Raw genomic sequence first — 18,751 nt, 5'->3', positions numbered from 1 at the left:
TTATTGCACCTCCGTTCGGGCGATGCGCCGGAGCCGGTATTCCCGGGTCTCGTCGATCACCTCCCGGAGACGAACGGCTGCCTCTTTGATCCCGATCCCCATCTCGTAGGATTCCGCCAGGTTTTTCGCGACGTCTCCCACGATCCGCCGTGCAGTCTCCTGGGAAAACTGATAAAACTTCTCGGCCAGTCTCGCCCGGATCCATGGATCAAAAGTGCTGTAAGAAAAGGTAAACCCAAAAGCGGTCAGCTCCTGGAAGGTCAGCAGCCGACCGGCTTCCGCGTGCTCCAGGGCTGCCCGTGTGACTTCCTCCGGGGGGTCATCGTACAAGTGGCCCAAAAACTCGGGGAGGAACTCCTGCCGGCGATCCGGATCCGCAGGAATATACCCGAGATCGCGAAGTTTGGATATGAGCCGGTTCTGCACCCCCTCAAACAGCCGGTTTAAGCGCTGGGTGAGCCGCTCCTCCGCCTGGGTAAGATAGTCGTCCGCCGCCTTGTAGGCCGGGAGCGCCCCATGTTGGAGGAGGTAGTCAGTGAGGACCCCGCGCCGTGTCCATTTGCGAGCCGCTCCCATCGTCCTGAGGGTACTAAAGGGGGGATTTTTACCAGACACGCCCTAGAGCCCGACCTTCCGCATCAAATCTCTTCCCGTGCCCGGATGGTCCGGATGAGGCCTTCACAGCCGGCCTCTACCAATCGATAGGTTTCTTCGAAGTCGCCGGTAAAGTAGGGGTCCGGCACTTTGGTATAGTTGGGATCGCCGATGAAATCGGTCAGCCGGCAGAACCTATTGTCCGTAGTCCCGACCATCTGCTCGATGAAAGCCAGGTTTCTATCTTCCATCACTACGATGTAGTCGAACCGGGTCAGGTCTTCATTTTTGACCTGCCGGGCCTTGATTCCTTCGTAGGAGATCCCTTGCCGGGCCAGTATGGCGCGTGTCCCGTGATGAGGGGGAGCCCCCACATGCCAATCCCCGGTACCGGCGGAGTCAACGTGAACCTTCTCCTCCAGACCCTGCTGACGGAGCTTGTGGCGTAGGACTGCCTCGGCCATCGGGGAGCGGCAGATGTTACCCAAACATACGAATAAAACCGATACCAATCCTTAACACCTCCTTATGGATTTCCTTGATCTTAAACGTACAATCTGTAATTCTCGCTTCGAGCAATGATTTTGCAATATCTTAGCCCTATTCCATCCTTTTATTTCCAAGTATGTTTCCGTTTGTCTTTTCGCCTGATCGAAACATAGTGATATCGATCCGTTGAATAAATCTTATATCCTTTCCTTAGTAGCCTTTGTTGAAATATGATGTCCTCACCTAGCGTTCGCGCTGGAAACTGTACATGAGGAAACACATTTTTTTAAATACAAACGTACCCCCGCCTACATGATTTGTATACCGGTTTTGATTATGGGGTCTAAATGGCGATCAGCTTTTTTCCTTCAAAATAGGTGGTATGTGCGTCTTTCCCTACCAATGAAGCGCCTGTGGTTTTTAAAGCATGCACCGCCTGAGTTAAATATTTGGGGGCATAGTAATCATCATCATCAAATTTTACGATGAAGGAATACCTGGCTTTTCTGATCCCGAAATTAAGACATACTCCCAGAGGGCCCCCTGGCATTTGATAAACATAAACATTCTTAAATTTTTTCGCCATCTGCAACCATCTACGGAGGTTCATGTTTTTTCGATTTAAGATAATGATCAGCTCTTTTTTCTTGAACATTTGTCTGGCAAAGTTCCCGAAAACATTGTGTATTTGATTGGGTCTTATCGTACAGGTGATCACCGAAACGCCTTCCATCTACATTAACTCCTTTTTTGCGTACGATTTGTAATCCTGAGTGCGTGCAATGATTTTACACTCTCTTAACACTTTCTCATCCGTTCCTTTCCATGTGTGGGTGTGTTTATTTTTTCGCCTGATGGAAACGTAATAATATCTGTCCGTTGAATAGATCTTATATCCTTTCATACGAAGTCTTTGTTGAAATATGATATCCTCACATAGAGTTCGATTTGGAAACTTAACATAAGGATACACATTTTTTTTGAATACCATGGTACCCCCGCCTAAATGAGGTCCGGGCATTTGAATCTCATTCAAAAATTTGCTTTCATGATGGGGTTTTCGGATAGCGAGTGTTTTTATATTTTCGAAATAGGTAACAGTTGCCCCTTTCCCCACCATTGAAGCGTTAGTTGTTTTTAAAGCATGTACTGCTTGAGATAAATATTTGGGGGCATAGTAATCATCATCATCAAATTTCGCGATGAAAGAATACCTTGCTTTTGTGATTCCGAAATTGAGACATGCTCCCAATGTATCCCCAGGAATTTTATAAACACGAACATTCTTAAATTTTTTGGCTACCTGCAGCCATTGGGGAAGGCTCATGTTTTTTCGATTTAAGATAATGATCAGCTCTTTTTTTCTAAACATTTGACTGACGAAGTTCCTGAAAATATTGTGTACTTGATTGGACCTCATCGTACAAGTGATCACCGAAACACCTTCCATTTTATTTAACTCCTTCGTTAGTTAATGGCTTCACGCCCTCAGTATTCCGTTCCTTTTTTATAGAATGGTAGTATATCAGGGTACTATCGGATTGAATCTGTCGGTTCGGATTGCTCGCAGTATGCTGCTGGATAGTTGCCGACAGGGAGCTTGCGTATCGGGAAGGGATGGTGTATGAATTAGATTCCCCGCCCGACAGGTTCAGATTCCCGGTTGGATCGGCAGACCCTCTTCACTCCAAAAGACTTCCTCCCAATACCTTGTCATCCTGGTTCCCCATCGAACAGACAACTCTGAGGAATGAATAGGAATCCCTTTTGCCAACTTTACTGCCAAATAAGGCAAGTTTACGCCGGCCGCTGTGCAATGTACAATGGTTCCTTGTATCCGGGGATTGATTTCGATAATTTTAGGTTGTGCGTCTTTATCCCTACATATTTGTACGCCGATATTCCCGTGCAAACGAAGTTCTCTGACAATGCGCGAAGCATAAGCAATCACATCATCTTCTTTCACGATCGTACTTTTGACGGAAATCCCGTTGACGATGGCTTCCCTCAACCTTGGAATCGCAACGATGACTTCCCCGTCTCTGGCCAATAGATCGATACTGTATTCTTCATGGGGAAGATATTCCATAACAATCGTTTCCGGAATCACCGAGCAATCACTCAAAATACGAAAGAGTTCGTGATCACTGATATACGCGGAATTGGGCTTTTCATTGAAGAGCGGATCCAAACGGTTTTTTTGCGTATCTAGAATGCGAAATCCCCTGCTGCCATCGGAAACCGTTGGTTTAAAGCATACCGGGTGATCGGGGTATCCCAAATCATGCAGTGCTTTGCGTAATCCTTTCACTGTATTGACAATCACAGATCGGGGAGTAGGAATCCCTTTCTTCTTCAGGGTGTGGATTAAGGTTCCTTTATTCATCACTTGCATCAAACGATTGTATTCGGAAACGGAAACCACGGTCCCAATCTTCTTGAAACGGTGGAGACACTTTGCAAATCGGGGTAACTCCTTGGATACCAAAGGGAGAATGACATCCACGTTCTCAGCTGAACATAAACGTATAAGTCTTGGGACAAAGTCTGGTTCCGCGGCCTCGGGACCGATGATAAATTTGTCAACCATGACCTGGCCGGCCGCATGGGGATTCATATCGATCCCGATGATACGAAAATCATATTCCTTGACTGCCCGTAGAGATTTAATCACTCCTGGAGCGCCTGGGGAACCGACTCCCGTCAGGAGGACCGTTATCGGTTTTGGCATTTGCAATCTCCCCCTGGATTTGGCTCATAGTACATAATAGAAAAAATATCCGATTGGTGATTGGACCAAAGTTGACTACAATTAATTTGGTTTATAAAACCAGGGCATTTCTAACACACCATACCCTCGTATTCGCAATAAATTATTGTATTAAAAGAGAAAAGAGAGGGTGAAAAGATGGGGGCAATCCAATACACCAAACAAAGGGTGCTTATTTTAGCCCCTCATGCAGATGATGAAATCATCGGATGTGGGGGGGTGATTCAAAAATATTTAAAGAATAACAGTATCGTCCGGATCGTTATTGCATCGTTCGTTAAAGGAAAAAGCCAAAAATATGATACAGAAACAAATAAATATGTAATTTATAATGGCAATGTCCGTTTAAAAGAATTGAACCAATCACATGCCATATTGGGGATTAAGGATTACTGCTTTTTATATACCGATTATGAAGCAGAACAGTATCACAGTCGGTTGGATGTGATTCCTAGAGTTGAATTGGCATCAAAGATAGAGCAAGAAATCAAATACTTTCATCCCACTGTCATTTATATCCCCAGCAAAACAAAACATCAGGATCATACCGCGCTTCATCAAGCTGCCTTAACGGCAACCCGCCCCTATTATTGGAACGGGTCGGTTATTGTTTATGAAACGGACGGAGAGATTTGTTTCCAACCTCATCTGTACATCCCGATGAGTTCAGTGGAAGCAGAAAAAAAAGCAGACGCATTAAATGTATATAAAACTCAATTGGGAACCAAGCGACATCCCATCAATCCAGAGTCTATACTGACCAAAGCGAAGTTCAGGGGACAGTCGATTTACAGTGATTATGCTGAAGCATTCCAAATTATTAGGCTACATGGATAACCCCAATAAAAAGCACACTTAATAAGGGGTTAGTGAAGTGAGTAGCCCGTGTTCTTCGAAACATATGCTTATGTCCACCTTTATCCAAACGACTGTTCCAGCTCTCTAGCAGAGGATTTGTTGTACCGTTTGGGCACATGTATCGTGGCCGGCCAACTCCTCTACGGTCGCGATGTCCCCCCGATCGGGGACCACAAGGAATCCTTTTTAAGTGCGTCCTTTGTTTGGAGAATGGATTTGGTAATAGATTCTGGCGTACTGACGAGCGGTATGATCCCATGAAAAACAGCGTTCAGCGAAAAGACGACCATTTCTTCCCAGCCGCTCACTCAAAGCTGGGTTCTCCGAAAGATGCAGGATGGCGGCGGTTAACTCCTGTTTCAAACGAGAGGGTTTGATCAGAATGCCGTTCACTCCTGTTTTTACCGTTTCCCGAATGCCGCCGATGGCGGTGGAGATGACGGGCTGGCCCGAAGCCATCGCTTCCAAATTCACCAATCCCAAAGCTTCCGGTCCGATTGAGGGAGTGACCACCAGGTCCGCCAATGCGTAATACTGGGGCATCTTCGTCGGATGGATGGTTCCGGCAAACCGGACATGCGGGTGGATCGACCGCGCCATCTGTTTCAATTTCCTCACATACCGCGTTTCCCTGTTTGAACCATATCGGCTCCCGCCGACCACCATGCAGAGAATCCGCGGATTCTTTTTTACCACTTGGATCATGGATTCTAGCAACAGGTGGACGCCCTTGATCGGAATCAACCGGCCCGCGAACAGAACCACGGTCCGACCCGTTAAACCGAAGCGGGAACGGAGGCGGTAGCGAATGCGTTTTCCCTTCTGGCTCCAACGGGATCTATAATCTCCTGTGTCCACCCCCAGGTGCACAGCGCGGACGGGGGTGGACGTCCTGTAACGGGACAAGAGGAGGGACCGGAGATAATGGCTGTTGGTCAGGATGTGATCGGCGCTATTCAGACAGTCTTGTGGGTTCCGACCTCCCAACGCGAAAGGACGCAAAAACAACAGGGAATGCATACAGAGCAATATGGGGCAAGGCAACCGCTTTTTGAGAAGAGGGACGAACGAAGGCCGGTTCTCCACCTGGACGATATCATGGGGAAACTTTTTCAGATACCGAATGCAGGAATGAAGATAACTTCTTTGCGAGGTGTTTTCCATCCGGATGTACGTGACGCGATTCCTTGTCTCCTTGTCTTTCAACCCGGGAAAACGTTTGCCCAGTACCGTTACGTTCCAGTGTGCAGGCAGTCTGCCAGCAATATTCGTGATCGCCGTTTCCACTGAACCGCCCCCATAATGAACCGGGACGGGGAAACTTCCCGGACTGATGAAAGCGATCCGCATATCGTCGTCTCCTCCCCCTGGGAATTTCCTTTATTCTATGTGGCGACAAATCGGTTGTTCACACCGGCGAATATCCCAATTTAACGGCCATTCTCCTTTTTTGGACGGAAGTCCAGGCATCCTCCCTCCCTGGTAATATAATTGAGTATCAATTGGTTTGATGGAGAGAGGGTACTGGAATGAACTGTTCAAACAACGTGGGAATTTTGTTGTCGTCCCAACTATTACACCGCATTCGCGCCGGTTTTGCCACGCGTGAACAGGCGAAACTCTATTTTCAGTTTGGGAAGCGGCTAGGGTTGCAGCCCGTCCTTTTTGACCTCAGGGGTCTTGACCTGACGAACCGCCGGATCAGAGGGTATGTCTGGCATCCGACTTCCCGGAGTTATATTCCTGTTCACCGTCCCCTTCCCCCTGTCGTGCACAGCCGTGTGCTGGGGTATTCGCCGAAGTTGACCCGTCTGTCGCAGATAATGGGGAAGCGGTTGTTCAACCCACCGATCCGACGCGAAAAAGTGTTCATTCATCGATTGCTGTCTCGAAATCCAACGGTTCGGACCCATCTGCCAGCCATGATCCCGTTGACGGAAACCACGAAAGCGGTCGCGTGGATCGATAAGTACCCGGTGGTTTTTATCAAGCCCGTTATCGGCTCATTGGGTCAGAACATCATCAGGATCGAAAACATGGGGAAAGGATCCTTCCTGGTTCATCCATATATAGGCAAGAGAACCCGGATGTCCACCTCCGGATTGGCCCGATACCTGGGAACCCTCAAACAACGACGCTACTATCTGGTTCAGCAGGGTATTCCGCTGGCCCGTTTCAACGGGGCACCTTTTGATTTTCGGGTTTCTGTGCAGAAAGGGCGCTTCGGAAGATGGGAAATCAGCGGGATTGCGGCCAAAGTGGCTCGGAAACAAAGCCATATGACGAACATAGCCCAAAACGGGAAAGCGATGAGGGCCTGGACCGTGCTCAACCGTTGCTTCCCTAAGCAACGAATCCAAGCTATCCTCCATCGGATTTCCCACCTCTCCATAGCGACCTGTCAAGAGTTGGAGAAAACTTGGCCCGCATTCGCTGATGCCGGGTTAGACGTCGGAGTCGATCAAAAGGGCCGCCCCTGGTTGATTGAAGTGAATTTCCGTGATTTACGCATCATTTTCCCATTAGCCGGTGACAAAAAAATGTTTCAAAGGACCTATCTCAATCCCCTTCTTTATGCCGCCTTCCTCCGCCATTAAGCGGGGGTCAAAATTAGCTCGGAGTCTGTACTGACCAACAGCTCGATTAATACCAAATAGGAAGACCTACTGCCCATTATCGACAGCTAGACTCTTCTGTCGCCAAATCCAATCTGCAGCACTTGCATAGCTTTCGCTGCTTTTCTAGGCACTGTCCGACGTGTCCCCTTTTTATTCCAAGACTTGCATCGCCCCGAATTCCTCGGAGATGGGGCGGATGCGTGCGCTCCCCCGCACCGCATAGTACAAGATACCCAAGCCGAAAACACCGAAGATGACGTAGCTTAAAGGAAGTTGGAAACCGAGGAACGGCAGGGACGTGGTCACGCTGTACTTGATGACGCTGTAGAGAGCGAGCAGACCGAGAATCAGCGCCACTCCCGGCACCCAGGGATAGAAGACCTTGAAAGGCCGTTCCAGATCCGGCTCTTTCCTTCGGAGAATGAACAGCGATACCATGGACAGGCAGTACATGAGAACCGCGCCAAAGACGGACAGAATGATCAGGGCGTTGGCGAAATCCGCCGAGGCGGCGCACGTTACCCCGAGAGATCCCGGGACGATCAGGCCCAGTGGGGAATCTTCCAACGGTTGAGCCGGGAAAGAAACGAAGGGAGATAACCGGCCCGGGACAAGGCAAAGGTTTGGCGGGAGTACCCGATGATAAAGCCGTGAAGACTGGCGATGAGACCCGCCAGACCGATGACCGCCACCAGGGTGGGGAAGAGCGTCCCCTCCCCGTACACCTTGGCCAGAGCCTGGGGAAGCGGATAGTCCGCCGGTTTCCCCTTGCTTCCCCCGAGACCCGCGGTGATGAACAGGGTCCCCACGGTGCAGGCGGCCAACGTGAGAATGCCGGAGATAAATCCTTTCGGAATGAAAAACAAAAAATGTTGCTTTTAAGCGCCCTCTTCAGAAGGCAACGAGTAATCCCACCTTTTCACGATTGAAATACCCCAAGGGTACTTCCTATAGGCGCCGTGGGCTTTTCAGGAGACTTTTTCTGTAAAACAAAACACCCCCACCGATGGAACGGCAGGGGTTATGATCTTCAGAGGCGTGAATGCGGGCAAAGTTCATACACGATCTCACTCACAATCCGAAGCGGCGAATCACTTTTTCCTCCCACTCATCCGCTTCCGGAGTGAAATAGGAAACACGAGTCTTTTTGTATTCTTTGGTGGAGTACAAGACGGCTCGCTCGGTAATCCCCGTTTCATCCTCGATCGCCTGCAGAATCGATTCGCACTCCTCCATCGTCCGGCCGTGTACCATCGTAAAGATGCTGTACGGCCAATCCGGGTACGTCGGACGCAAATAGCAGTGGCTGACCGCCTTGAAGGAAGCCATTTTCGGTCCGACCTCATCCACCCGATCTTCCGGTACGGCCCACACGCCCATCCCGTTGAAACGAAAGCCGGCTTTGCGGTGATGAAGCACGGCTGCAAACCGGCGCATCTGTTTCCGGGCTTGCAGGTCGCGACCGGCCTGAAGGAGTTCCTCCGTGCTGATGCCGATGTTTTGGGCCCAACGGTCAAACGGCCGGGGCTCGATCGGCAAGTCCTTCTGTAGTTCACGAATGACGGCAATGTCGAAGTCGGTGACGGTTTTGGCCGCCTGTTTCCGGTCTTCTTCCCCGTAAGCCGGTTTCGCCTTTGCCTTGGTCTGATCTTCTTTGCCGGTCATGTCCAGTTGAACGCCGATCTTGAACAATCGCAGCGTGGGCATCAACCGGATCACGTCCACTTTGGCCATCTCACCCAAGAGATCCACCGTTTTTTCCAAGCCAAGACGGCTGTTCGGGGGCACGGCGATCGTAAACCACAGGTTGTAATCATGATTACGCTTGTAATTGTGGGAGACGCCGGGGTGATCATTGATGATCTGCGCCGCCTCGTCCAACCGCTCTTCCGGAATTTTGGCCGCCACCAAGCTGGATTGGTATCCGAGTGTGCGCGTATCAAAAATGGCCGAGATCTGCCTCACGATGTCCCCTTTCAACCGGCGCACTCTTTCCATGACATCTTCTTCAGTCGTTCCCACTTTCTCGGCGATCGCCAGGAAGGGGCGTTCCACCAACTCAATGCCTTCCTGCAACAAATTCAGGATTTCCTGATCCAATCGGTCCAACGTTTGCGCGGTCATCCGTTCATCCCTCCTCGCAGCCACCGGGCTACGTCTTTGGCGTGATACGTCAGAATCAGGTCGGCGCCGGCCCGTTTCATCGCGGTCATCAGTTCCATCACGATACGCTGTTCGTCGATCCACCCGTTTTGCGCAGCCGCTTTCACCATCGCATACTCGGCACTGACGTTGTACACCGCCACCGGCAGATCAAACCGCTCTTTCAACCGGTACAGAATGTCCAGATACGCCATGCCCGGTTTCACCATGAGAAGATCGGCTCCCTGTTCCACATCGGAAGCCGCTTCCCGCAGCGCTTCCCGTGCGTTGGCCGGGTCCATCTGGTACGTGCGGCGATCTCCGAACTGGGGTGCTGAGTGAGCTGCATCGCGGAACGGACCGTAGAAGGCGGAGGCATACTTCACCGCATACGACATGATCGGAATGTGGGTGAACCCCGCTTCGTCCAGCCCTTGGCGGATGGCAGCGACAAAACCGTCCATCATGTTGGAAGGCGCGATCATGTCCGCACCCGCACGTGCTTGGGAGACAGCGGTTTTCACCAGCAGCTCCAATGATGCGTCGTTGACGATCTCCCCGTCTTCCACCACGCCGCAGTGGCCGTGGTCGGTGTACTGGCACAAGCATGTGTCCGCGATGACATACAGCCTAGGATGCCGCTCTTTGATCCGACGGATGGCCCGCTGGACGATGCCGTTTTCGTCATAGGCGGAGCTGCCGCAGGCGTCCTTTTCGTCTGGCACGCCGAAGATCAGGACGGACGGGATGCCGAGGTCCACCACTTCTTCAATCTCTTCATCCAGCCGGTCCAGAGAGAAATGATAGACTCCCGGCATGGACGGGATCTCTTCTTTTACACCGTTTCCTTCTACGACGAACAACGGATAGATCAAATCCGTCACCTGCACATGGTGTTCCCGCACCATGCTTCGGATGGCTTCATTCCTTCTCAACCGGCGATGCCGCGCGAACGGTTTCATCGTAACTCCCCCTTCGTCAGCACTTTCGGCGGATGTTGGGCAATGGCCTCAATCAACCCGTCAATGGTAAAGCGCTCCGCCACCACATCCGGTGTCAGTCCGAGTTCTTCCGCTGTTTGGGCAGTGATCGGTCCGATGCACGCGATTTGCGTCCCTTGGATCAGGGACAGCCAGTTTTCCCGCACGGAACGAATGGCGTCAACGAAATTGCGGACCGTGGACGAACTGGTAAACGTGATGACGTGAATGGCGCCGTTTTCCAACATGTTGGCCACTTCTTCCGCATTTTCGTTGCCGACAACCGTGTCGTAAGCGTCTACTTCCTCCACTTGGCACCCCAGTTTCTCCAGCTCGACAGCCAACACTTTGCGGGCGATGTCGGCGCGAGGAAGCAGAATGCGTTCCCCGGCACGAACCAACGGTTTCAAGTGTTCCACCAACGCCTCAGCCTGGAATTTGTCGGGCAGCACCTCAACCCGAAGACCTTTCTCTTCCAGGACTTCTGCTGTTTTCGGACCGATCGCCGCTATCTTGGCCCGGGACATCGATCGGATGTCTAGCTTCAGCTCGCGCAAACGGCGAAAGAAATACTTGACACCGTTGACACTCGTGAATACCACCCAATCATACAACCCAAGCCGGTTCAACGCTTGATCCAGCAAGTCCTGCCTTTTGGGAGGCGTGAGGTGAATCACCGGAAACTCAACCGCTTCTCCGCCCAATGCCTCAATTTTCTCCACCAACGAACTGCTTTGACTGCGGGCCCGTGTCACCAGCACGCGACGGCCGAACAACGGCTTGTTCTCAAACCATTTCAGCTTGTCACGCAACCGGACCACTTCACCCACAATGATAATGGCAGGCGGTCGGAAATTGGCTTCCCGCACCTTTTCCACAATGTCCCCCAACGTCCCCGTCAGCACTTCCTGTTCCACGCGCGTGCCCCAACGGATCAGGGCGACAGGGGTGTTTTCCGAACGGCCGTGCCGGATCAACTGATCTCGGATAAACGGCAAATTACCCACGCCCATCAGGAAAATCAACGTTTCCGAAGCAGTGGCCAATTTGTCCCAACGGATGGTGGATTCCGTTTTTTCCGGCCGTTCATGACCGGTCACGATGGTGAAGGAAGGGTTGATGTCCCTGTGCGTTACCGGAATCCCGGCGTAGGCAGGGACGGCGATGGCCGAAGTGATCCCCGGCACCACCTCAAACGGGATGCCGTGCTCCGCCAACGTCTCCGCCTCTTCGCCGCCCCGACCGAAAACGAACGGATCTCCCCCTTTCAGCCGGGTGACCGTTTTGCCTTCTTTCGCTTTCTCCACCAGCAGTTGGTTGATCTCTTCCTGCGTCAAGGTGTGCCGGTCCGGCATTTTCCCCACGTAAATCCGCTCGGCATCCGGTTTGGCATATTTCAGCAATCGGGGGCTGGCCAACCGGTCATACACGATCACATCGGATTTTTCGATCGCTTCCTTCCCTTTGACCGTGATCAGCCCAGGATCGCCGGGACCTGCTCCCACCAAGTAGACGGTGCCTGCGTTCATCTGCTCATCCCCTCTCGTAAAGCCGACAACAATTCTCCCGCTCCCTTTTCCAGCAACTGCTGTGCCAATGTACGTCCGACTTGCTCCGGTTCCGTGCCTTCTACAGTGCCGCGTAACACCTTCTGGCCGTCCGGATGCGCCACCATGCCGATCAGCCGAATCAATCCGCCCGTTTCCTCGGCGTACGCGCCGACCGGCAGATGACACCCGCCTTCAAACGCATGCAAAAACGCCCGTTCCGCTCGAACGGCCCGTTCGGTCTCTGGATCGTTGATCTTCTTCAATCCTTCCAACACTTCAGTATCATCTGCACGACATTGGATGGCCAATGCCCCTTGCCCCACGGCCGGCACCATGATATCCGTCGAAAGCGCTTGCGTCACACGATCTTGCCAGCCCATCCGGGACAAACCCGCCACCGCCAGAAGAATGCCGTCAAACTGCCCTTCCTGCATTTTGCGCAGGCGGGTGTCCAGATTGCCGCGCACCGGTTCCACCGTAACATCTGGCCGATACGCCAATATTTGCGCTTGCCTGCGCAAACTGCTGGTTCCGATCCGCGCACCGGACGGCAATTCCTCCAATGATTGCCCACTGCGGGTGATCAGACAATCGCGTGGGTCTTCCCGCCGCGTCACAGCGCCGATCACCAAACCGTCCGGTATTTCACCGGGCATATCCTTCATGCTGTGGACGGCGATATCGATCCTTCCGTCCAACAGCGCTTGTTCGATCTCCTTGACGAATAGCCCCTTGCCTCCGATTTTCGACAAGGTGACATCCAAAATGCGATCTCCTTTGGTCACGATTTTTTCCTGACGCAGTTCCCAGCGGGAATTCGCTTCCCGAAGCCGGTCCATCACCCAACCGGTCTGGGTCAGCGCCAAAGCGCTTTTCCTGGTTCCCACCACTACCGTTCGCATGATCGTCTGTGTCCTCCTCACTGCCCGATCCGAGCGGATCACCCGCTGATTTCCGCCGTGGCCGCCTGTTCGACCCAACTCTCCATACGACGTCGCGCCTCCTCGGGATCGGTTTTGCACAGTGCAATCCATTCCTCATCCACGAGGCAGGCCATCAATTGATGACGGACAGCCGCATCGGCGACGGCATCCTGAATCCGTTGACGCATCTCTTTGAGCACATTCAGGTAGACCGCGTATTCGGGTCCGTACGTTTCTTCCAACTCTTGGCGGATTTTTTTTGCCAGCGTAGGGCTGGCCCCTCCCGTGGATACGGCGATTTGCAGATGCCCCCGACGAAGGGTGGAAGGAACGGTAAAGTTGCACAGATCGGGGCGATCCACCACATTGATCCAAGCCCCGCATGCCTGTGCCTCCTCATACACAGCCCGGTTGACCGCCTCCTGATCCGTGGCGGCAATCACCAGGGTACATCCCGCCACATCTCCTTTGCGATAGGGACGGGCGTAGTATGTAATCTCTCCCTGCTCCGCCCACACTTGCAGACCAGGGGTCACATCCGGACTGACCACGATCACGTCGGCGCCCCCTTCCAACAGTGAGGCCGTTTTTCGTTCCGCCACCGATCCACCGCCCACCACGAGGCAACGCCGACCGGTCAAATCCACCATCATCGGATAAAACCGTTTCATTTCATTCGTCTCCCTTACATCCACCGATGGAATGAAAGTCCCGTAACCGATATCCAATAATTGAGCAACATCGCCAAGAACGACACGGCACTCCACCACGCCAGCCGCCGCCCATGCCATCTTTGTTTCGCCTTCTGGTACAACTGTATCGCGTACAACAACAACACGATCAGGGAGCCGATAATTTTAGGATCATACCAAAATCCGCTGATATTCGTCTGATACGCCCAAATCACACCCAAAATAATCGACGAGAGCAATAACGGCATCCCGATCAGGGAAAAACCGTAAGACAGCCGTTGCAAATGTTCCAAACTGGGTAACAAACGCAACAGCCGGTTCCATTTCTTCTGTTTCAGTAAATGATCTCCGATCAGATATAAGACCGCGAATACGGCAGACAAAGAAAAAGCCGCATAGGCCAAAAACGCCATCGTGACATGGACGAACACCAATTCCGACAGAAGCAGTCGGGACAAATGGCGTGACGTGTCACGGGCGACGAAAAAATTGATGGCCAGTACGGCAAACCCCACCAAATTCGCGGAAAACACGACCAAATCCATACGATACAACCAGTTGATCAACATGGTGAGCGCCACAATGGCCCACGAGTAGAAAAACAAAGAATCAAACGGTGTCAACAGCGGAAACAGTTCAAAAAGCCGAAAGGCAATAAACACCGTTTGAATCATCCAGACCGCGATGAACAAGGAAAGGGCCAGCCGATTGGCCCGCCGGTTCTTGTGCAGTAAATCCGCAAAGGCAAAAAGAAGCCCTAATGCATAAAGATAAATAATCAGATCATACACCCAACGCTCAGCGAACACGGCGGCCACCCCTTTCGTTCACGAGCGGAACGTCACTTTGCCGCCGGCTAAAGCCGGATGACGAAGCGGTGCGGCGACGTTTTCCAACGAAGGCGCATGCGCTTGTTTCTGTTCTTCCGCCTGTTTTTTCTTCAGGCTTTCTTCCAGCGCAAAGATGTGGGCAAACATCTCCAACGCCTCATCACGGTCGGGGCTGGCGGCCAATTCTTTGGCGCGCATGATCGGGTCACGCAGCAACTGATTGACAATGCTTTTGGTGTGCTTGCGGATCACACGCAACTCCCGCTCAGTCAGATCCGGCAATTTGCGCTCAATGCTTTTCATCGTTTCTTCCTGTATGGCCAATGCTTTCTCACGCAATGCCGTGATCAGCGGAACAACGCCGAGCGTCTGCACCCAATCCCGGAAAGCGCGCACTTCTTCCTCGATCATGTGGCGCACCTTTTCCGCTTCCTGCTCGCGCAGCTGCAGGTTGGCCGACACGATCTCCTGCAAGTCGTCAATATCGTACAGATACACATTGTCTAATTCATGAACGTTCGGCTCAATATCGCGCGGTACGGCGATATCGATCAGAAACAGCGGCGCACTTCGTTCAGGCAACACCCGCTTGATCATTTCCCGGGTGATGATCGCGCCGGACGCTCCCGTGGAGCTGACAACGATGTCCGCTTCCCGCAAGCTCTGATGCAATTGCGTCAACGGTCGCGCTTCGGCACCGAAGTGTGCTGCGACTTCCCGCGCTTTTTCCCATGTGCGGTTGAGCACGATCATCCGATCTGCTCCGTTGGCTTGGAAGTGTTTGGCTGTCAACTTTCCTGTTTCGCCCGCACCGATCAAGAGTACCGTTTTGCCGGAGAATGTGGGGAACAGCTTTTTCCCCAGCTCCACCGCGGCATAGCTGACGGAAACGGCATTTTGCCCCAGCTCAGTCTCGGCATGCGCCCGTTTGCCGAGCGTAATTGCCTGGCGAAACAGGGTGTTGAACATCGTGCCGGTGGTTTGATGTTCCTGCGCTTTCAAGAATGCATCGCGCACTTGTCCCAGGATTTGCGTCTCCCCGATCACCATCGAATCCAGCCCGCATACCACCGTAAACAGATGACGGACCGCTTCTTCGTTTTGTTTGATATACAGATGATCTATGAACTCCGATTTGGGTACGGAGAACCACTCTTCCAAAAACGTTTTGGCGTAGTATTCACCCGTATGCAGTTGATCGCAAATGACGTAAAGCTCCATCCGGTTACAGGTGCTGATGATAACGCTCTCCAAAACGCTCTTGGTATGGCGCAATGTCGTCACAGCTTTTCCCCATTCGTTTTCGGAGAAAGCCAAACGCTCCCGCAACGATACAGGAGCCGTCTTGTGATTGAATCCGACCACTAAAATGTGCATGGACCCCACCCCGATTCCAGGTCATCCGTTCCCGAGTGCCTGCTCACCGGGTAGATTGCGGAAATCAGTCGCTTCCCTGTTGATGGACACTCTTTTTCTCTTTCAGTCTTTCCTTATTATATCATAGGCTATTCCTGCCGCAGGAAGCCAATGTGAACAGAATTTGAAGCCCAGGCATACGATACATCAGCCCAGAATTTCGAGAAAGGATGACCGACATGCGGACATTTCGGTGGATGATCGGATTCGCCGTCCTCACCTGTTGGCTGATGGTTGTGACTGCCTGTTCTCCATCCTCTTCCCATTCCCGGACCGTTCGATTGGTTGAAGTGACGCACTCCATGTTTTACGCTCCACAGTATGTGGCGATCCGCAAAGGCTTTTTCAAGGAGCAGGGTTTGACGGTAGAGGTGACCAACGGCTTCGGCGGTGACAAAACGATGACCGCCCTCTTGTCGGGTGACGCCGATATTGTGTTGGTCGGAGCGGAAGCCGCCGTCTACGTCACCGCGCGCGGTGCTGCCCGCCCGGTGGTCGGCATCGCCCAGTTGACGCAGACGGACGGCAGTTTTCTCGTTGCCCGCAATCAAACCGGACCGTTTCAATGGAGCGACCTGCGAGGCAAAAAGCTGTTGGGCCAACGCAAAGGTGGCATGCCTGAGATGGTGAGTGAGTACGTGCAACGCCGCCATGGCTTGAAACCCCATGAAGATGTGAAGATCATTCAAAACGTGGACTACAAAAATCTCGGTAACGCCTTTGCTGCCGGGACAGGGGACTACGTCCAGTTGTTTGAGCCCGTCGCCTCCAAACTGGAACAGGAGGGAAAAGGGAAAGTGGTCGCGTCATTCGGGAAAGACAGTGGTCGCCTTCCCTATACCGTCTACATCACCGGTCAATCCAAGCTTGAACAAGATCCCGAGACCTTGCTCCGTTTCATTCGTGCCGTGTATCAAGGCCAACAATGGGTCCAATCGCATTCCGTGCAGGAAATAGCCGATGTGATTGCCCCGGAATTTCCCGACACCAACCGTGCCGTCTTGGAAAAAGTGTTGCAACGATATAAGGAACAACAGTCATGGGCCGCCGACCCGATCATCGACCGACAAGAATACGGTCATATGATCGACATCATGCGTCAATCCGGTGAACTGCCCGGCAATGTTCCCTATGACACCATCGTCAAAATGGAGTTGGCTAAAAAAGCGATGCGGTAAACCGTCCTCCCTTTCCCCGGGGAGATGGTGCGCCGTACCCGTGTTTGGGGGAATGCCGATATGCGATCTTCCCATGCTATCGCGCTGGAACAGGTGGTCAAAACCTATATGACCAAAACAGAAGAGATTCACGCCGTGGGTCCCGTCGATCTGACGGTCAAGCCGGGTGAATTCCTGACGCTGGTCGGACCCAGCGGATGCGGAAAAAGTACGATATTGTCGCTGATGGCGGGGTTGATCCCCGCCACTGCCGGTACGGTGCGAATTTTCGGTGAAGCCCTGCATTCCCCGTCTCCCCGCGTCGGATACATGCTGCAACAAGACTGCCTCCTCGAATGGCGAACGATCAAAGCCAATGTGCTGTTGGGATTGGAATTGCGCGGTCTTCGGTCCGACCGCACGGTTGGTCGGGCGCTTGACCTGCTTCACGAATTGGGGCTGGGGAATGTAATGCATCATTATCCCTCTCAACTTTCCGGCGGCATGCGCCAGCGGGCGGCACTGGTTCGCACACTGGCTGTTGACCCCGATATCCTCTTGTTGGACGAACCGTTCTCCTCTCTGGATTATCAACACAAATTGAACTTGGAGGAACTGATGGTAACCGTATTGCGCGAACAGGAAAAAACTTCTGTGCTTGTCACGCATGACCTGGAGGAAGCCTTGGCCGTTTCCGATCGGGTGTTGGTGATGGGCGGCCGGCCCAGCCAGATCCGCAGAACGCTGACCTTACCCGCGGAAGTGCGGGCAGCCTCACCGCTGGAAGCCCGCAGTCACCCGATGTTCCGCACATTGTTCAACGAACTGTGGAGGGAGATGGAACACTGATGAAATCATGGATACCTGCGCAATCGGATAAGAGAGGACGTTCTCCCGCCCACATGCGCTATCTTCGCCGCCTGCGCCTGCGACAGTGGAGCGTGTGGGGTTGCCGCCTCGCCCTGCTGCTCTTGTTTTTTGGCGGATGGCAGATTAGTGCTGACAGGGGATGGATCGACCCGTTTTTGTTCAGCAGTCCATCCCGCATAGGAGAACAGCTTCTCCAGTTGCTCCGATCCGGTGATTTGATTCATCATGTCGTCACCACTGCAACCGAGACGGTCATTGGCTTCTCGATCGGCACTGTCTCGGGGATCGCACTGGCCACACTGATCTGGTCTTCCCCTTTTCTCTCCCGCGTCTTGGACCCTTATCTCGTTGTGATCAACAGTATGCCCAAAGTGGCGCTCGGCCCGCTCTTTATCGTCTCAATGGGAGCGGGATTCGGTTCGGTTTTGGCGATGGGCGTGGCCATCACGGTGATCATCACCGCGCTCGTCATCCACTCCAGCTTCCAAAACGTCGATCCCGACGCATGCAAACTGGCCCGATCCTTCGGTGCCACCCGGCGCCAATTGTTCGTCAAGATCATTTTCCCGGCCTGCATCCCTGACATGATCGCCGCACTGAAAGTGAATGTCGGACTCGCCTGGGTGGGCGTCATCGTCGGGGAGTTCCTCGTTTCCAAGGCCGGGCTCGGCTATCTGATCATTTACGGATTTCAGGTGTTCAATCTGACACTGGTCATGATGAGCCTGTTGATTGTGGCCGTGTTGGCCACGGTCATGTACCAACTGGTGGCTTGGTTGGAACATCGGCTGCTCCGACACCGCCATCTGACATAGAGGGTCGCAAAAAAAAACACCCTCCCAGGGTGGTCTAGCAATCGCGA

Annotated in this window: 20 protein-coding genes and 1 pseudogene; 5 read left to right on the top strand and 16 right to left on the bottom strand. The window is 52.7% G+C overall.

Features of this window, described 5'->3' with window-relative positions; genetic code table 11:
- The 6 genes and pseudogenes from KI215_RS05190 to KI215_RS16250 all read right to left on the bottom strand — a co-directional run.
- Positions 1 to 576 carry a hypothetical protein gene (locus KI215_RS05190; RefSeq protein WP_212774501.1) on the bottom strand — a complete coding sequence of 192 codons (576 nt, stop codon included), beginning with the start codon at positions 574 to 576 and terminating at the stop codon, positions 1 to 3.
- A gap of 62 nt (positions 577 to 638) precedes the next feature.
- Positions 639 to 1,106, bottom strand: a complete 468-nt coding sequence (locus KI215_RS05185) for a low molecular weight protein-tyrosine-phosphatase (protein WP_212774500.1) — start codon at positions 1,104 to 1,106, stop codon at positions 639 to 641.
- A gap of 320 nt (positions 1,107 to 1,426) precedes the next feature.
- On the bottom strand, positions 1,427 to 1,816 hold the full coding sequence (locus KI215_RS05180) for a glycosyltransferase family 2 protein (protein ID WP_212774499.1): 390 nt from the start codon (positions 1,814 to 1,816) through the stop codon (positions 1,427 to 1,429).
- Positions 1,817 to 2,533, bottom strand: coding sequence for a glycosyltransferase family 2 protein (locus tag KI215_RS05175; RefSeq protein WP_212774498.1), 717 nt, complete (start codon positions 2,531 to 2,533; stop codon positions 1,817 to 1,819).
- A gap of 201 nt (positions 2,534 to 2,734) precedes the next feature.
- Entirely contained in the window at positions 2,735 to 3,508 is a 774-nt protein-coding gene (locus KI215_RS05170; protein WP_212774497.1) for an ATP-grasp domain-containing protein, read from the bottom strand.
- A 6-nt stretch (positions 3,509 to 3,514) separates the two neighbouring features.
- A pseudogene (locus KI215_RS16250) lies at positions 3,515 to 3,814 on the bottom strand (hypothetical protein); the annotation flags it as partial.
- Positions 3,815 to 3,991: 177 nt separating this feature from the next.
- Between KI215_RS16250 and KI215_RS05165 the strand changes: the two are divergent.
- Entirely contained in the window at positions 3,992 to 4,690 is a 699-nt protein-coding gene (locus KI215_RS05165) for a PIG-L deacetylase family protein (RefSeq protein WP_212774496.1), read from the top strand.
- A 207-nt stretch (positions 4,691 to 4,897) separates the two neighbouring features.
- Here the strand turns inward: KI215_RS05165 and KI215_RS05160 are convergent, their stop codons facing one another.
- Positions 4,898 to 6,061 carry a glycosyltransferase family 4 protein gene (locus KI215_RS05160; RefSeq protein WP_212774495.1) on the bottom strand — a complete coding sequence of 388 codons (1,164 nt, stop codon included), beginning with the start codon at positions 6,059 to 6,061 and terminating at the stop codon, positions 4,898 to 4,900.
- Positions 6,062 to 6,240: 179 nt separating this feature from the next.
- On the opposite strand from KI215_RS05160, the gene KI215_RS05155 reads away from it, so the two are divergent.
- Entirely contained in the window at positions 6,241 to 7,308 is a 1,068-nt protein-coding gene (locus tag KI215_RS05155) for a YheC/YheD family endospore coat-associated protein (RefSeq protein WP_212774494.1), read from the top strand.
- A gap of 171 nt (positions 7,309 to 7,479) precedes the next feature.
- Here the strand turns inward: KI215_RS05155 and KI215_RS16170 are convergent, their stop codons facing one another.
- The 9 genes from KI215_RS16170 to hemA form a co-directional block, all read right to left on the bottom strand.
- Positions 7,480 to 7,896: an amino acid permease gene (locus KI215_RS16170; RefSeq protein ID WP_338048327.1), complete on the bottom strand. Its 417-nt coding sequence runs from the start codon at positions 7,894 to 7,896 to the stop codon at positions 7,480 to 7,482.
- Entirely contained in the window at positions 7,872 to 8,195 is a 324-nt protein-coding gene (locus KI215_RS16165) for an amino acid permease (RefSeq protein WP_338048326.1), read from the bottom strand. Before KI215_RS16165 ends, KI215_RS16170 begins: the two co-directional genes overlap by 25 nt.
- Before the next feature lie 205 nt (positions 8,196 to 8,400).
- Positions 8,401 to 9,453 carry a siroheme decarboxylase subunit alpha gene (ahbA, locus tag KI215_RS05145; RefSeq protein ID WP_212774493.1) on the bottom strand — a complete coding sequence of 351 codons (1,053 nt, stop codon included), beginning with the start codon at positions 9,451 to 9,453 and terminating at the stop codon, positions 8,401 to 8,403.
- Entirely contained in the window at positions 9,450 to 10,433 is a 984-nt protein-coding gene (gene hemB / locus KI215_RS05140; protein WP_212774492.1) for a porphobilinogen synthase, read from the bottom strand. The genes ahbA and hemB overlap by 4 nt, the downstream gene beginning before the upstream one ends.
- Positions 10,430 to 11,980, bottom strand: a complete 1,551-nt coding sequence (cobA, locus tag KI215_RS05135) for a uroporphyrinogen-III C-methyltransferase (protein ID WP_212774491.1) — start codon at positions 11,978 to 11,980, stop codon at positions 10,430 to 10,432. The genes hemB and cobA overlap by 4 nt, the downstream gene beginning before the upstream one ends.
- Positions 11,977 to 12,903, bottom strand: a complete 927-nt coding sequence (gene hemC, locus KI215_RS05130; RefSeq protein WP_212774490.1) for a hydroxymethylbilane synthase — start codon at positions 12,901 to 12,903, stop codon at positions 11,977 to 11,979. Before hemC ends, cobA begins: the two co-directional genes overlap by 4 nt.
- Before the next feature lie 38 nt (positions 12,904 to 12,941).
- The gene (locus KI215_RS05125) at positions 12,942 to 13,595 is read right to left on the bottom strand and encodes a precorrin-2 dehydrogenase/sirohydrochlorin ferrochelatase family protein (protein ID WP_212774489.1); all 654 of its coding nucleotides are present in this window, start codon (positions 13,593 to 13,595) and stop codon (positions 12,942 to 12,944) included.
- Between the two features lie 14 nt (positions 13,596 to 13,609).
- Complete coding sequence (locus KI215_RS05120; protein ID WP_212774488.1) at positions 13,610 to 14,425, bottom strand: cytochrome C assembly family protein; 816 nt, start codon at positions 14,423 to 14,425, stop codon at positions 13,610 to 13,612.
- 18 nt (positions 14,426 to 14,443) lie between these two features.
- A complete protein-coding gene (hemA, locus tag KI215_RS05115) occupies positions 14,444 to 15,823 on the bottom strand; it encodes a glutamyl-tRNA reductase (protein ID WP_212774487.1) in 1,380 nt (459 codons plus the stop codon).
- A gap of 218 nt (positions 15,824 to 16,041) precedes the next feature.
- Here hemA and KI215_RS05110 point away from each other — a divergent pair, with 218 nt between their 5' ends.
- From KI215_RS05110 to KI215_RS05100, 3 genes are read left to right on the top strand one after another with little or no spacing between them, the layout of a single operon-like run.
- Positions 16,042 to 17,040 carry an ABC transporter substrate-binding protein gene (locus tag KI215_RS05110; protein WP_246512202.1) on the top strand — a complete coding sequence of 333 codons (999 nt, stop codon included), beginning with the start codon at positions 16,042 to 16,044 and terminating at the stop codon, positions 17,038 to 17,040.
- A 60-nt stretch (positions 17,041 to 17,100) separates the two neighbouring features.
- Positions 17,101 to 17,868 carry an ABC transporter ATP-binding protein gene (locus KI215_RS05105; protein WP_246512201.1) on the top strand — a complete coding sequence of 256 codons (768 nt, stop codon included), beginning with the start codon at positions 17,101 to 17,103 and terminating at the stop codon, positions 17,866 to 17,868.
- Positions 17,868 to 18,704, top strand: a complete 837-nt coding sequence (locus KI215_RS05100; RefSeq protein ID WP_212774485.1) for an ABC transporter permease — start codon at positions 17,868 to 17,870, stop codon at positions 18,702 to 18,704. The genes KI215_RS05105 and KI215_RS05100 overlap by 1 nt, the downstream gene beginning before the upstream one ends.
- The last annotated feature ends 47 nt before the right edge of the window (positions 18,705 to 18,751 follow it).

Origin of the sequence: Polycladomyces abyssicola, from assembly GCF_018326425.1 — a bacterium.
Classification (GTDB): Bacteria; Bacillota; Bacilli; order Thermoactinomycetales; family JIR-001; genus Polycladomyces; species Polycladomyces abyssicola.
This window is presented reverse-complemented; position numbering and strand designations above follow the sequence as displayed.